The sequence below is a fragment of the Noviherbaspirillum phoenicis genome (assembly GCF_047237965.1).
GTDB lineage: Bacteria > Pseudomonadota > Gammaproteobacteria > Burkholderiales > Burkholderiaceae_D > Noviherbaspirillum_A.
Map to the genome: position 1 here is coordinate 4,343,891 of NZ_JBDFLX010000001.1, position 13,413 is coordinate 4,357,303.

The window sequence follows — 13,413 nt, forward strand, 5'->3', positions numbered from 1 at the left end:
CTGATGAATTTTTCCTTTCGAACCGCGACGCCAGCCGAACTGGCCGGCGCGTTGGAAGATGCCCGCGATTATACGCTGGCGCTGTTCGACCGTTTCGACGACGCCGGCCTGGCCGATCCCGTCCGGGTGCCGCCGCTGGCCGTGGTCAATCCGCCGCTGTGGGAGCTGGGTCACCTCGCCTGGTTCGCCGAGTGGTACATCCTGCGGCGCGCGACATCGAGCGCACCCGACGCCGCCGAGGGCCATTCCCTGCTGACCAAGGGCGACGACTGGTTCGATTCCAACACCGTGCCGCATGACGCCCGCTGGAAGCTGGGCTTGCCTTCGGCCGGCCAGATCAAGACCTATTGCCATGAAGTGCTGGACCGGGTGCTCGACCGGCTCAGCCAGGCGGGTGACGACGATGACGCGCTCTATCCCTACCGGCTGGCGCTGGCGCACGAGGACATGCACGGCGAAGCGTTCTTCTACACGATGCAGACCCTGGGCGTGCCCCTGCCGCAAGGCATAGACGCGCGGCTGCCGCGGCCGTGGGCGGAAGGCGAGGTGCGCTTTCCCGGCGGCACCCTGCAGATGGGCAGCGGCGCCGGCCGCGGCTTCGTGTTCGACAATGAGCGCCAGGCGCATCCGGTCTATGTGCCGTCCTTCGTGATGGATTCGACGCTGGTCACCAATGAGCAGTTTGCGGAATTCATCGCCGACGGCGGCTACGACCGGGCGCAGTTCTGGAGCCGGGCAGGGCGCGAGTGGCTAATGCGCCAGGAGCATTCTGCCCCGCGCGACTGGGAACGGGACGGCCGGCACTGGCGCTGCGTGCGCTTCGGCCAGCCCGCCGCGCTGCCGCCGCACGACCCGGTGCGCCATGTCAGCCTGTACGAGGCGCAGGCCTACTGCATGTGGGCAGATCGCCGGCTGCCCACCGAGGCGGAGTGGGAATATGCGGCCATGGCCGGGCATCCGGCCTGGCACTGGGGCGACCTGTGGGAATGGACCTGCTCGCCGTTCGAACCGTATCCGGGCTTTATTGCCGACGCTTACCGCGAATATTCGGCGCCCTGGTTCCATAGCCATCAGGCGGTGCGTGGCGCTTCCTTTGCTACCCGGGGCCGGATGCGCTCACCGAAATACCGGAATTTCTATCTGCCCGAGCGCAATGACATCCTGATCGGCTTTCGCACCTGCGCATTGTGACGTTCATAAATGAAAAGCCCCTGGCGCCGCAAAGCGCCAGGGGCTTTTTTTCACCGGCCCGTTACTGCGGCCGGTATTTCAATCAGCGATCGCCGTAGGAGCGGCGGGCGCCGGCGTCAGCGCCGCGCGGGCCCTTGCCGAAGCTGCTGCCATTGCCGGAACCATAGCTGCTGCCTTCACGACGCGGCGCGCCGGGCTTGGCAAAGCTGCGCTGGCCCGGCTTGCCGCCGCGGCTGTCGCCCGGCTTCCAGCCGTTGGGCTTGTGCGGACGCGGCGCCGCGGTGCGCTTGGGCTCGAAGCCTTCGATCACGTTGACCGGGATCAGTTGCTTGGTAAAGCGCTCGATGCGCTTCACATGCATGCCTTCGGCATGGTTGACCAGCGAGATCGCCAGGCCATTGCGACCGGCGCGGCCGGTGCGGCCGATGCGGTGCACATAGTCTTCCGGGAACTTCGGCAGATCGTAGTTGAACACGTGGGTGATGGTGGGCACGTCGATGCCGCGGGCGGCGACGTCGGTTGCCACCAGCACCCGCACCTGGCCACGACGCACGCTGTCGAGCGTACGGTTGCGCGCGCCCTGGTGCATGTCGCCATGCAGCGCGGCGGCGGCAAAGCCGGCGATGTTCAGGCGGTCGGCGATCGTGTCGGCATCGCGCTTGGTAGCGGTAAACACCACTGCCTGGTCCATGGTTTCATCGCGCAGCAGGTGGTCGAGCAGGCGATTCTTGTGCGACAGGTCGTCGACGAAGTGCACGCGCTGCTGGATGTTTTCATGGCGGCTGGACGAGCTGGCGATCTGGATGATGGTCGGCTCGGTGGTGATGCGCTTGGCCATGTTGCCGACGACGCCGTCGAGCGTGGCCGAGAACAGCATGGTCTGACGCGAGTCCGGCGTGGCGGCCACGATCTTCTCGATGTCCTCGATGAAGCCCATGTCCAGCATGCGGTCAGCTTCGTCCAGCACCAGGATTTCCAGTTGCGAGAAGTCGATCTTGCCCGACTCCATGTGGTCGATCAGGCGGCCGGGGGTCGCGACCAGGATTTCCGGGTTCTTGGCCAGCAATTGCATCTGCTTCGGATAAGGCATGCCGCCCAGGATGGATACGGCGCGAATGCGGCGCATGTAGGCGCCGTACTTGTCGGTGGCGGTGGTGACCTGCAGCGCCAGTTCGCGGGTCGGGGTCAGCACCAGCATTTTCGGCTGGGCGGCGCGGAAGCGCGGACGCTCGCCACGGGCACGGGCGGACTGGGATTGCTGGTTGGGCGTGCGGGCAGCCTCGGCGCTCGGCTCGGCCGAAGCAAACTTGTGCAGCGCCGGCAGCATGAATGCCGCGGTCTTGCCGGAGCCGGTCTGGGAAGAGACCAGCAGGTCGCGGCCGGCGAGGGCCGCGGGGATAGCCTGTTCCTGGACGCCGGTCGGCTTGGTGTAGCCAGCTTCGGTCAATGCTTTCAATACGGACGCGTGCAGGCCTAGTGCTTCGAATGTCATCAGTTTCTTTCGTAAATCGTAAATCAGCGCGGCACGCTGGCAACGGGGCCATCACAGTGCTGGGCGCGAAGATGCATCGCCAACCAACGAAACAGCGAGGAAAACTCGAAAGAGATTTCGGCACAAAAGCTTTGCGCCGGGACGGTGTCAGGTTACTTCGACACCAGGAGGCGGGAGGGCTTTATCGTTAATGCTAAGGGTTCGCGGTGCTGCGGAAGTGCGGACTTTATTGCATCGCACAAACCGTATTGTAACTGCCATGACAGTGTTCTGTCCACCCTTTATTACCGCTGGTTTGCGAACCGGCCGGAATACCCGGCTGATTCGCATAAGAAACGGATTTACTCCGCCATGCCGCCGACGACATGCGAAAAGCCGCCGTCGACATAGGTGATTTCGCCGGTGATGCCGCCAGCCAGGTCCGACAGCAGGAAGGCGGCGGTATTGCCGACATCCTCGATCGTCACATTGCGGCGCAGCGGTGCATGTTCCTTGACGAAATTGAGGATCTTGCCGAAGTCCTTGATGCCGCTGGCGGCCAGGGTCTTGATCGGGCCGGCGGAAATGCCGTTGACCCGCACGCCCTTCTTGCCCAGCGACTCGGCCAGGTAGCGCACGCTGGCTTCCAGCGACGCCTTGGCCAGACCCATGGTGTTGTAGTTGGGCAGGGCGCGCATCGAACCCAGGTAGCTCAGGGTCAGCAGTGCCGACTGCTGCGACAGCATTGGCGCGGCCGCCTTGGCCATGGCCGGGAAACTGTAGGCCGAGATGTCATGGGCGATGCGGAAGTTCTCACGGGTCATGCCGTCGAGGAAGTCGCCGGCGATCGCCTCGCGCGGCGCAAAGCCGATCGCATGCACCAGGCCGTCGAGCTGGGGCCAGGATTTGGCCAGGTCGGCGAACAGCGCATTGATCTGCTCGTCGCTGCCGACATCGCAGTCGAACACCAGTTCGCTGTCAAATTCCTTGGCGAAGTCGGTGATGCGGTCCTTGAAGCGGTCGCCAACATAGGTAAACGCCAGTTCCGCGCCTTCCCGCTTGCAGGCCTGGGCAATGCCGTAGGCGATGGACCGGTTCGACAGCAGGCCGGTGATCAGGATTTTTTTGCCTTGCAGGAAAGCCATGGGAACTCCAGGAAAGTTTGCGGTGGGTGAGGCAGGCGGTTTTGAACCGGCAAGATTGTAGGGGGTAGTGGCGGGGAGGGCAACTTCGGCGATCCCGGCTTTTTGCGCAAAGGAAAGACTAGCTGCTTCGTCGGTCACGCCATCCAGCCATCATCCCGACCTGCAGCCACCGGCCCGCTGCCGATGTTTTCCTGGTAGCCAAGTAGGGCGGCTATCGAGTGCGTGCAATGACAGCCGGTGCCAGTCGCAACGTGGCCGATGCTGAAAATGCCTGATCGTCGGCCTGATTGAGAGGGGCCGAAGCCGGCGACCAAGCCCAATGCCTTTCGGTACAATAGCCCGGCATCGCCCGGGAAGGCGACCAGCATCCAACACGGGGTGACCGACAAGGCATGGCAAAACTACTGGCAACTCTTTTCCTGGCCGCCGGCATTGCCGGCAGCAACAGCGCGCTGGCGGCGCATGCATTCGCCCTGTATGACACGCCGAAGTATCCGGCCGGCTTCCACCATTTCGACTATGTCAATCCCGACGCGCCCAAGGGCGGCGAGCTGTACCTGGCCAACCCGGACCGGCGCACCAGCTTCGACAAGTTCAATCCGTTCTCTCTGAAAGGCGTTGCCGCGGCCGGCGTTTCCAACCTGATGTTCGAAACGCTGGCGGTCAGTTCCTCCGACGAAACCGCCACCATGTACGGCCTGCTGGCCGAAGACATGGAACTGGCGCCGGACCGGATGGCGATGACCTTCCGCCTGAATCCGAAAGCCCGCTTCAATAATGGCGACCCTGTGCTGGCGGCCGACGTGAAGCATTCCTTCGACACCCTGATGGCCAAGGGCGCGCCGCAGTTCAAATCCGTTTTCGCCGATATCAGGCAATGCGTGGTGGTGGACGAGCGCACCGTGCGCTTCGACTTCCGCCAGCTCAACCGCGAGCTGCCGCTGATTGCCGGCGGCATGCCCGTGTTCTCGCGCAAGTGGGGCGCCAATACCAGCTTCGACAAGATACAGCTCGAAGCGCCGATCGCCAGCGGGCCTTACCTGATCGAACGCTATGACGTCGGCCGCTCGATCACCTACAAGCGCAACCCGGATTACTGGGGCGATGCGGTGCCTGCGCGCCGCGGCATGTTCAACTTCGGCCGCATCTTCTACCGCTTTTACAAGGACGACACCGCCCGGCTGGAAGCCTTCAAGGCCGGCGAGTTCGACGTGGTGGTGGAGTACAGCGCCAAGAACTGGGCGCGCGCCTACAACGGTCCCAAGTTCCGCAGCGGCGAAATCATCAAGCGTGAACTGACGCACTCCAACGGCGCCGGCATGCAGGGCTTCGTGATGAACCTGCGGCGCGGTCAGTTCCAGGACATCCGGGTGCGCCAGGCGCTCGGCCTGGCGCTGGACTTCGAATGGATGAACCGCCAGCTGTTCTATGGCCAGTACAAGCGCATCCATTCCTTCTTCAACAACAGCGAACTGGGCGCGCGCGGCATGCCGTCGGAAGACGAGCTGAAGCTGCTGGAGCCGCTGCGCAGCAAACTCGATCCGGCGGTCTTCGGCCCGGCGCCATTGCCGCCGTCGACCGAGCCGCCATCGTCGCTGCGCGCCAACCTGATGCAGGCGCGCGAGCTGCTGCGCCAGGCCGGCTGGGAATACCGGGACGGCGCGCTGCGCAATGCGAAGGGAGAGCCGCTGGCGTTCGAGATCATCGACGACCAGGGCGCGCTGTCGAGGGTGATCAGCGTCTATGTGCGCAACCTGCAGAAGCTGGGCGTGCAGGTGCACCAGCGCACTGCCGATTTCGCCCTGCTGCAAAAGCGCATGGAAGAGTTCGACTTCGACATGACCACCAACCGCTTCCCGGACGTGACCAGTCCGGGCAATGAGATGTACGACATGTTCGGCTCCAAGGCCGCCGACGAGAAGGGCTCCAACAATGCCTGGGGCCTGAAGGACCCGGCGGTGGACAAGCTGGTCGATGCGCTGGTGGCGGCCAACACCCGGCGCGAGCTGGTGGCGGCGGCGCGGGCGCTGGACCGGGTGCTGATGCATAAGTACATCGTGGTGCCGCACTGGTATTCCTCCACCCACCGGGTGGCCTACCGCAACCGCTTCGGCATCCCGGCCACCGCGCCGCTGTACTACCAGGCCGACCCCTACGTGATTTCCACCTGGTGGCAGGCCAGGCCACGATGAAAGGACAAGCATGAATCTGTGGGCCTATATCGCCAAGCGGGTGCTGCTGATGGTGCCGACGCTGTTGGGCGTGGTGGCGATCACCTTCGCCGTGATCCAGTTCGTGCCGGGCGGCCCGGTCGAGCAGGCGCTGATGGAATTGCGCAAGGGCCAGGCCACCGGCGGCGGCGAGGCCAGCGGCGGCGGCGCCTCGCAATACCGCGGACGGCAGGGCGTGGATTCAGAGCGCGTCAAGGAGATCCAGGCGCTGTACGGCTTCGACAAGCCGCCGCTTGAACGCTTCTGGCAGATGTTGAAGGGCTTCGCCCGCTTCGACCTGGGGCAGAGCTTCTATCACCACAAGGATGTATGGGAGCTGGTGAAGTCCAAGCTGCCGGTATCGATATCCATCGGCCTGTGGACCTTCTTCCTGACCTACTTCATCTCGGTGCCGCTGGGCGTGGCCAAGGCGATCCGCGAGGGCAGCCGCTTCGACATGGTGACCAGCATGCTGGTGCTGATCGGCTATTCCATACCCGGCTTCGTGCTCGGCGTGCTGCTCTTGGTACTGTTTGGCGGCGGCAGCTTCGTGCAGTGGTTCCCGCTGCGCGGCCTGACCTCCGACAACTGGGAGACCCTGTCCTGGGGCGGCAAGGTGCTGGACTACCTGTGGCACATCACGCTGCCGGTGACGGCATCGGTGGCCGGCGCCTTCGCGGTGATGACCATGCTGACCAAGAACACCTTTCTCGAAGAGATCAGGAAGCAGTACGTGCTCACTGCCCGCGCCAAGGGGCTGTCGGAGCGCACCGTGCTGTACAAGCATGTGTTTCGCAATGCGCTGATCCCGCTGGTGACCGGCTTTCCGGCGGCCTTCATCGGCGCCTTCTTCGCCGGCAGCCTGCTGATCGAAACCCTGTTTTCGCTCGATGGCCTGGGCCTGCTGTCGTATGAATCGGTGGTGCGGCGCGACTATCCGGTGGTGATGGGCACGCTCTACCTGTTCACGCTGATCGGCCTGGTCGTCAAGCTGCTGGGCGACCTCTGTTACGTATGGGCCGATCCACGGGTCCAGTTTGAAAGCCTGGCACGATGAGCGCCGCATCCATTTCCCCCGGCCGCCGCATCTGGCTGCGCTTCCGGCAGAACCGGCGCGGCTACTGGAGCCTGGTCATCTTCCTTGTGCTGTTCGTGCTGAGCCTGGGCGCGGAGCTGCTGTCGAACGACAAGCCGCTTGTGGCGCGCTACAACGGCAAGATCATTTTCCCGATCGCGCAGACCTATTCGGAAAAGTCCTTCGGCGGCGACTTCGACACGCCGGCCGACTTCCTCGATCCCTTCATCCAGGACCAGTTCAAGAAGGATGGCAACTGGGCTGTGTATCCGCCCAATCATTACCGCTACGACACGCTGAATTATTTCGCCAAGGCGCCCAACCCGGCGCCGCCTTCCAGCGAAAACTGGCTGGGCACCGATGATCGCGGCCGCGACGTGGTGGCGCGGCTGCTGTACGGCTTCCGCGTCTCCATCCTGTTCGGCATTGCGCTCACCGTGACAGGCGTGCTGCTGGGCATGATCACCGGCGCGGTGCAGGGCTATTTCGCCGGCCGCACCGACCTGCTGTTCCAGCGCTTCATGGAGATATGGAGTTCGATGCCGGAGCTGTACCTGCTGATCATCTTCGCGTCCATCTTCGACCCCAGCATCGGCCTGTTGCTGCTGCTGCTTTCCCTGTTCGGCTGGATGGGGCTGTCGGACTACGTGCGGGCCGACTTCCTGCGCAACCGCAACCTGGAATATGTACAGGCGGCGCGTGCGCTGGGGCTGTCGAATGCCCAGATCATCTGGCGCCACGTGCTGCCCAACAGCTTGACGCCGGTGGTGACCTTCCTGCCGTTTCGCATGAGCGGCGCGATCCTTGCGCTGACCAGCCTGGACTTCCTCGGCCTGGGCGTGCCGCCCTCGACCCCCAGCCTGGGCGAGCTGCTGGCGCAGGGAAAGAACAACCTGGACGCCTGGTGGATCGCGCTGTCGACCTTCATGGTGCTGACGGTCACGCTGCTGTTGCTGACCAATATCGGCGATGCGCTGCGCAATTCGCTGGACGTGCGGAGGAAGTCTTGAGCTTGCTGAATGTACAGGGATTGAGCGTCGCCTTCGGCGATGCCGTCGTGGTTGAGGATGTCAGCTTCGCCGTCGCGCCCGGCGAGAAATTCGCGCTGGTCGGCGAGTCCGGTTCCGGCAAGACCGTCACCGCGCTCTCGGCGCTGCGGCTGAACCAGGATGCGCGCTACAAGGGCAGCATCCTGTTCAACGGCGAAGACATCCTGAAGATGTCCGAGCCCGCGCTGCGCCGCCTGCGCGGTAAGGATGCGGCGATGATCTTCCAGGAGCCGATGACGGCATTGAATCCCCTGTTCACGATAGGCAACCAGATCGCCGAAGTGCTGATGCTGCATGAGGGCTTGTCGGCGAAGGCGGCTGCGCAGCGCACCGTGCAGCTGCTGGAAAAGACCGGCATACCGGAGCCGGCGCGGCGCGCGCTGGCCTATCCGCACCAGCTCTCCGGCGGCCAGCGCCAGCGCGCGATGATTGCGATGGCGCTGGCCTGCAAGCCGCACCTGCTGATCGCCGACGAGCCCACCACGGCGCTGGACGTGACGATACAGGTGCAGATCCTCGAACTGCTGAACCAGTTGCAGCGCGAGGAAAACATGGCGGTGCTGATGATCAGCCACGATTTGAACCTGGTGCGCCATTTCGCCGACCGCGTGGGCGTGATGGAGAAGGGCAGGCTGATCGAGACCGCCCCGGTGCACCAGCTCTTCGCCAGCCCGCGCGAGGCTTACACCAGGAAGCTGCTGGCCAGCCACCCGCAGCGCATGGTCAACCAGGTCGACGCCGCCGGCGCGCCGCTGCTGGAAGCGCAGCAGGTGCGTTGCACTTTCGAGATCAAGGAAGGCTGGTTCAAGCGGCGCAGCTTCGTTGCCGTCGATGACGTGACGCTTCAACTCAGGCCGGGCGAAACGGTGGGCATCGTCGGCGAATCGGGTTCAGGCAAGTCCACCCTGGGCATGGCGCTGCTGCGGCTGTCGGCGGCCCGCGTGTCGGGCGCCATCCGCTTTCGCGAGCATGCCATCAGTGAGATGTCGGCCAATGCCCTGCGGCCCCTGCGCTCGCAGATGCAGGTGGTGTTCCAGGACCCGTTTGCGTCCTTGTCGCCGCGCCGCACGATCGAGCAGATCGTCGGCGAGGGCCTGGCGCTGCACCAGCCGCAACTGGGCGCGCAGGCTCTGCGCGACACGGTCGCCGCGGCGCTGGAGGAGGTAGGCTTGTCGGCCGCGATGATGCAGCGCTATCCGCATGAGTTTTCCGGCGGCCAGCGCCAGCGCATCGCGATCGCCCGGGTGCTGGTATTGAAGCCGGCGCTGGTACTGCTGGACGAGCCGACCTCCTCGCTCGACGTATCGGTGCAGATGCAGGTGCTGCAGCTGCTGGCCGAACTGCAGCGCAAGCATGGCATCGCCTATCTGTTCATCAGCCATGACCTTGCCGTGATCCGCGCCGTGGCCCACCGTGTGCTGGTGATGAAGGACGGCAGGGTGGTCGAGCAGGGCGATGTGGACGATGTGCTGTCGGCGCCGTCGCAGCCCTACACCCAGAGGTTGCTGGCGGCGTCGACCTACAGCACGGCCGCGGTCGACGCCTGACTGCCGAAGCGCGCAGTCTCCTAGCGTTGCCCGGTACGGGTGGCACCGAACAGCTGCTTGTACTGTGACGGCTGCGAACGCCAGTACTGCTGCGGCGCTTCCACCGTGCCGCCCAGTTCGGCGGCCGCATGCCACGGCCAGCGCGGGTTGTACAGCATGCCGCGCGCCAGCGCCACCATGTCGGCCTGGCCGCTGGCGATGATGGATTCCGCCTGGGGGGGCTCGGTGATCATGCCCACCGAGATGGTGGGCAGCCCGGTTTCAGTACGGATGCGGGCGGCGAACGCCACCTGGTAGCCTGGTCCGACCGGAATCTTCTGCAGCGGCGACACGCCGCCGCTGGACACATGGATGAAGTCCACGCCGCGCTTCTTCAGCTCCCGGGCAAAGGCCACGCTCTGCTCGATGTCCCAGCCGCCGTCGACCCAGTCGGTGGCGGAAATGCGCACGCCCACCGCCATCGTCCCGGGCACCGCGGCGCGCACCGCGTCAAACACTTCCAGCGGAAAGCGCATCCGGTTTTCCAGCGTACCGCCATAGCTGTCGCTGCGGGCATTAGCCAGTGGCGAGAGGAACTGATGCAGCAGGTAGCCATGGGCCGCATGGAGTTCGATGCCTTCCAGTCCAAGGCGATGCGCCCGCTTGGCGCTGTCGACGAAGCCGGCGAGGACGCGACGCAGGCCGGCAGCGTCCAGCGCCAGCGGCGGCGCTTCCTCTGGTGCGTGCGGCAGGGCCGATGGCGCCACCGTCTGCCAGCCGCCCTGTTCGGGCGCGAGCATCTGTCCGCCTTCCCACGGCGCCGCGCTGGACGCCTTGCGGCCGGCATGCGCGAGCTGGATCACCAGCGGTATCGAGGAATGACGGCGGATCGCCCGCACTACGTCCTGCAGCGCAATCTCGTTCTGGTCCGACCACAGGCCGAGATCGGCTGGCGTAATGCGGCCTTCCGGCTCGACCGCAGTCGCCTCGATGAACAGCGCGCCGGCGCCGGACAGGGCGAGATGACCCAGGTGAATCATGTGCCAGTCGGTGGCATCGCCGTTTTCCGCGGAATACTGGCACATCGGCGCGATGGCGATGCGGTTGCGGACAGTCAGGGGACCAAGGGCGTAAGGGGTGAACAACTGGCTCATCAGGCGGCTCCATCGCTGGGAAGAAAGCGCAATTCTGGCAGAAGGAGGCCAGCCGTGCTGAAGCGCCATGCCGCGATGGCGCGCGCCACTCAGTGCGGCTGCTGCCGGGCCGGGCTGTTCACCTGTTTCCCGGCCGAGGCCCATGCCACGAAAATCACCATGGCCGCCAGCGGCTCGAGCGTCAGGTAGCGCGCATGCTGGAAGCCCAGCGACCCGGCAAGACCGCCGGCGAAAAACAGCATTGCCATCAGGGTCAGCAGCGCCAGTTTCGGTAGATTTGCCGCGTGGTCGTCCTGAATGACGGCACGCCGCATGACCAGGCGTTTGCCCAGCCTGCCCAGTTCGATGCCGAGATCGGTCAGCATGCCGGTGACATGGGTGGTTCGCACGCTGGCATGGGCCAGCTTGCTGATCAGCGCATTCTGCATGCCCATCAGGAAGGACAGCACGACGATCAGCACCGGCACGAACATGAACTGCCTGTGCGCCACGTGGTCAGCACTCAGGCCAATGCCAACCAGCAGGCATCCTTCGACCAGCAGGGCAACGCCATACTCGCTGCGCATGTGCCGGGCCTGGCTCCAGGCAATCAGCCAGGCAGCACATGCGGACCCGCAGATGAAGCTGAAGATCAGGGTGGCGTATCCGATGGCCAGTTCCCTGTTGCTGTCAAACAGGGCGGCGGATGCGCCAGTGACGGTGCCCGACAAATGCGATGCAAACCATTCCGTGGAGAGGAAGCTGATCACATTGACGCCGCCCGCGACGAACGCAAGCAGGCAAGCGATACAAGTTTTTGCCTGCTCGTCGCAGCGAAGTCGCGCCATCCAGTGCCTCAAGAATCTTGCCATGTAACCTCCCGCCCGCAGAATGTTGGTTGTCCCTGGAGCGCCTGATGAAATCCTGCCGGCCGGGCAAGCCGGTAACAAAGCCCGGAACATTTGTTAGGCGCTCTTAAGAATGCTTGGCGTGGGTACCGCGACTTCCGGGAAAGGTTCGGTCGGCCTGCGACGGGCCGAAAAAAAACGGCAGCGTCAGCGCTGCCGTTCGGGAGGGAGCCTGGGCGGCTTAGCGCAGATTGCGCGGACCACCGGCAAGCACCGTGCGCGGCGCCTGGCTGGGGGACGCCTTGGCTGTCGCGATGCGGGTCGCTGGCCGCCGCAGCGGCTGCTTGGACAGCGTGGCGGCACGGATCACGCGAACCTGGTTGGGAACCTGCAGCGCCAGGGTCTGGCCGCGCGACACGCTGTCGCGCGAGAGCTTGTTCCATTCCTTGATGTCGGCCACGGAGACGCCGTTGCGGGCGGCGATGGAGGAGAGGGTGTCGTTGCTGCCCACCTTGACATTGATGCGGCGGGTGGCCGGACGGTCGGGCTCCATCGCCAGCGTGGCGGTCTCGGCCACTTCCATGGCGATGTCCTTGTCCTGCTCCTCCGGACGCGGCACCAGGATGGTGGAGCCGGCCTTGAGCACCATGCGCGGCGGGATGTTGTTAACTTCGCGAATCACTTCCGGCGTGGTGCGGAAACGCGCGGCGATAGTCTCGATGCGTTCGCGCGCGCTGGTGACCTTGTGCGCGGTCCAGGAGGACAGCGCCTGCGTCCATTTGCCGAGATTGGCCTTGAATTTTTCGGCGTTGCTCTTGGGCAGCAGGATTTGGGTATCCGGGCTGCCAACGATCACCGGACGGTTGAACTGCGGATTGAGCGCCTTGAACTCCTCAAGAGGCAGTTCGGCCAGCTTGGCGGCGACCTGCACGTCGATGTCGCGCGTCTTGCGCACGGTCACGAAATACGGCTGATTGTCCACGCGCGGCAGCACGATGCCATACTCGGCCGGCGTGGCGATGATGTTCTTCACCGCCTGCAGCTTGGGTACGTAATTGCGGGTTTCGGCCGGCATGTAGGCCGACAGGCTGTTGAAGTCGGTAGGCTGGCCGGCGGCGGTGGCCTTGGCGATCGCACGCTGCACCGAGCCTTCGCCCCAGTTATAGGCTGCCAGCGCAAGCTGCCAGTCGCCGAACATGCCATACAGCTTTTCCAGGTAGTTCAGCGCCGCGTCGGTGGAGGCCAGCACGTCGCGCCGCTCATCCTGGAACATGTTCTGCTTCAGGTTGAAATCGCGCCCGGTGGCGGCCATGAATTGCCACATGCCGGCAGCCTTGGCCGTGGACAGGGCCTGCGGGTTGAAAGCCGATTCAATGAAGGGAAGCAGCGCCAGTTCGGTAGGCATGTTGCGCTTTTCCAGTTCCTGCACCACGTGGAACAGGTAGCGCGAGGCGCGGGTGGTCGTGCGGTCGATGTAGTCGGGGCGGGAGCTGTACCAGGTGGTCTGGGTGGTGACCAGCGGATTGTCCAGATCCGGAATGGCAAAGCCCTTGCGGATGCGGGCCCAGACATCGACCTCTTCCATCGACATGACCTGCATCAGTGGGTCATTGGGATCGAGCGGCTGGCTGGCCAGGTAGGAAAAAATGGAAATGTCGTTCGCGTATGCGGTAAAGGGTGCGCTCAGCGATAGAAATGCGGCGCAGACCGCAGTCTTGATAGATTGTCGATGCATGGAATCACTTTTTCTTGTTTACCGGCTGTG

Annotated in this window: 10 protein-coding genes; 5 read left to right on the forward strand and 5 right to left on the reverse strand. The window is 64.4% G+C overall.

Annotated features, from left to right (window positions below):
- The first annotated feature begins 3 nt into the window (after nt 1–3).
- Complete coding sequence (gene senA / locus ABC383_RS19405; protein WP_413016124.1) at nt 4–1,191, forward strand: selenoneine synthase SenA; 1,188 nt, start codon at nt 4–6, stop codon at nt 1,189–1,191.
- A gap of 82 nt (nt 1,192–1,273) precedes the next feature.
- On the opposite strand, the gene ABC383_RS19410 is transcribed toward senA, so the two are convergent.
- Together ABC383_RS19410 and fabI are read right to left on the reverse strand one after the other, a co-directional pair.
- Nucleotides 1,274–2,683, reverse strand: a complete 1,410-nt coding sequence (locus ABC383_RS19410) for a DEAD/DEAH box helicase (protein ID WP_413016126.1) — start codon at nt 2,681–2,683, stop codon at nt 1,274–1,276.
- Between the two features lie 341 nt (nt 2,684–3,024).
- Nucleotides 3,025–3,807 (reverse strand): enoyl-ACP reductase FabI, encoded by a 783-nt coding sequence (fabI, locus tag ABC383_RS19415; protein WP_413016128.1) that lies wholly within the window; start codon nt 3,805–3,807, stop codon nt 3,025–3,027.
- A gap of 392 nt (nt 3,808–4,199) precedes the next feature.
- Here fabI and ABC383_RS19420 point away from each other — a divergent pair, with 392 nt between their 5' ends.
- Genes ABC383_RS19420 through ABC383_RS19435 form a run of 4 tightly spaced genes read left to right on the forward strand, consistent with a single transcriptional unit; the run spans nt 4,200 to nt 9,688 of the window.
- Complete coding sequence (locus ABC383_RS19420; RefSeq protein WP_413016130.1) at nt 4,200–5,999, forward strand: extracellular solute-binding protein; 1,800 nt, start codon at nt 4,200–4,202, stop codon at nt 5,997–5,999.
- 10 nt (nt 6,000–6,009) lie between these two features.
- Nucleotides 6,010–7,074 carry a microcin C ABC transporter permease YejB gene (locus ABC383_RS19425; protein ID WP_413016132.1) on the forward strand — a complete coding sequence of 355 codons (1,065 nt, stop codon included), beginning with the start codon at nt 6,010–6,012 and terminating at the stop codon, nt 7,072–7,074.
- Complete coding sequence (locus tag ABC383_RS19430) at nt 7,071–8,102, forward strand: ABC transporter permease (protein ID WP_413016134.1); 1,032 nt, start codon at nt 7,071–7,073, stop codon at nt 8,100–8,102. The genes ABC383_RS19425 and ABC383_RS19430 overlap by 4 nt, the downstream gene beginning before the upstream one ends.
- The gene (locus tag ABC383_RS19435) at nt 8,099–9,688 is read left to right on the forward strand and encodes an ABC transporter ATP-binding protein (protein WP_413016136.1); all 1,590 of its coding nucleotides are present in this window, start codon (nt 8,099–8,101) and stop codon (nt 9,686–9,688) included. Before ABC383_RS19430 ends, ABC383_RS19435 begins: the two co-directional genes overlap by 4 nt.
- A gap of 20 nt (nt 9,689–9,708) precedes the next feature.
- Here the strand turns inward: ABC383_RS19435 and ABC383_RS19440 are convergent, their stop codons facing one another.
- From ABC383_RS19440 to ABC383_RS19450, 3 genes are all read right to left on the reverse strand, one after another.
- Nucleotides 9,709–10,821: an NADH:flavin oxidoreductase/NADH oxidase gene (locus ABC383_RS19440; protein WP_413016138.1), complete on the reverse strand. Its 1,113-nt coding sequence runs from the start codon at nt 10,819–10,821 to the stop codon at nt 9,709–9,711.
- 89 nt (nt 10,822–10,910) lie between these two features.
- Nucleotides 10,911–11,672 (reverse strand): YoaK family protein, encoded by a 762-nt coding sequence (locus ABC383_RS19445; RefSeq protein ID WP_413016140.1) that lies wholly within the window; start codon nt 11,670–11,672, stop codon nt 10,911–10,913.
- Nucleotides 11,673–11,889: 217 nt separating this feature from the next.
- Nucleotides 11,890–13,383 carry a transglycosylase SLT domain-containing protein gene (locus ABC383_RS19450; protein WP_413016142.1) on the reverse strand — a complete coding sequence of 498 codons (1,494 nt, stop codon included), beginning with the start codon at nt 13,381–13,383 and terminating at the stop codon, nt 11,890–11,892.
- Nucleotides 13,384–13,413 lie beyond the last annotated feature (30 nt).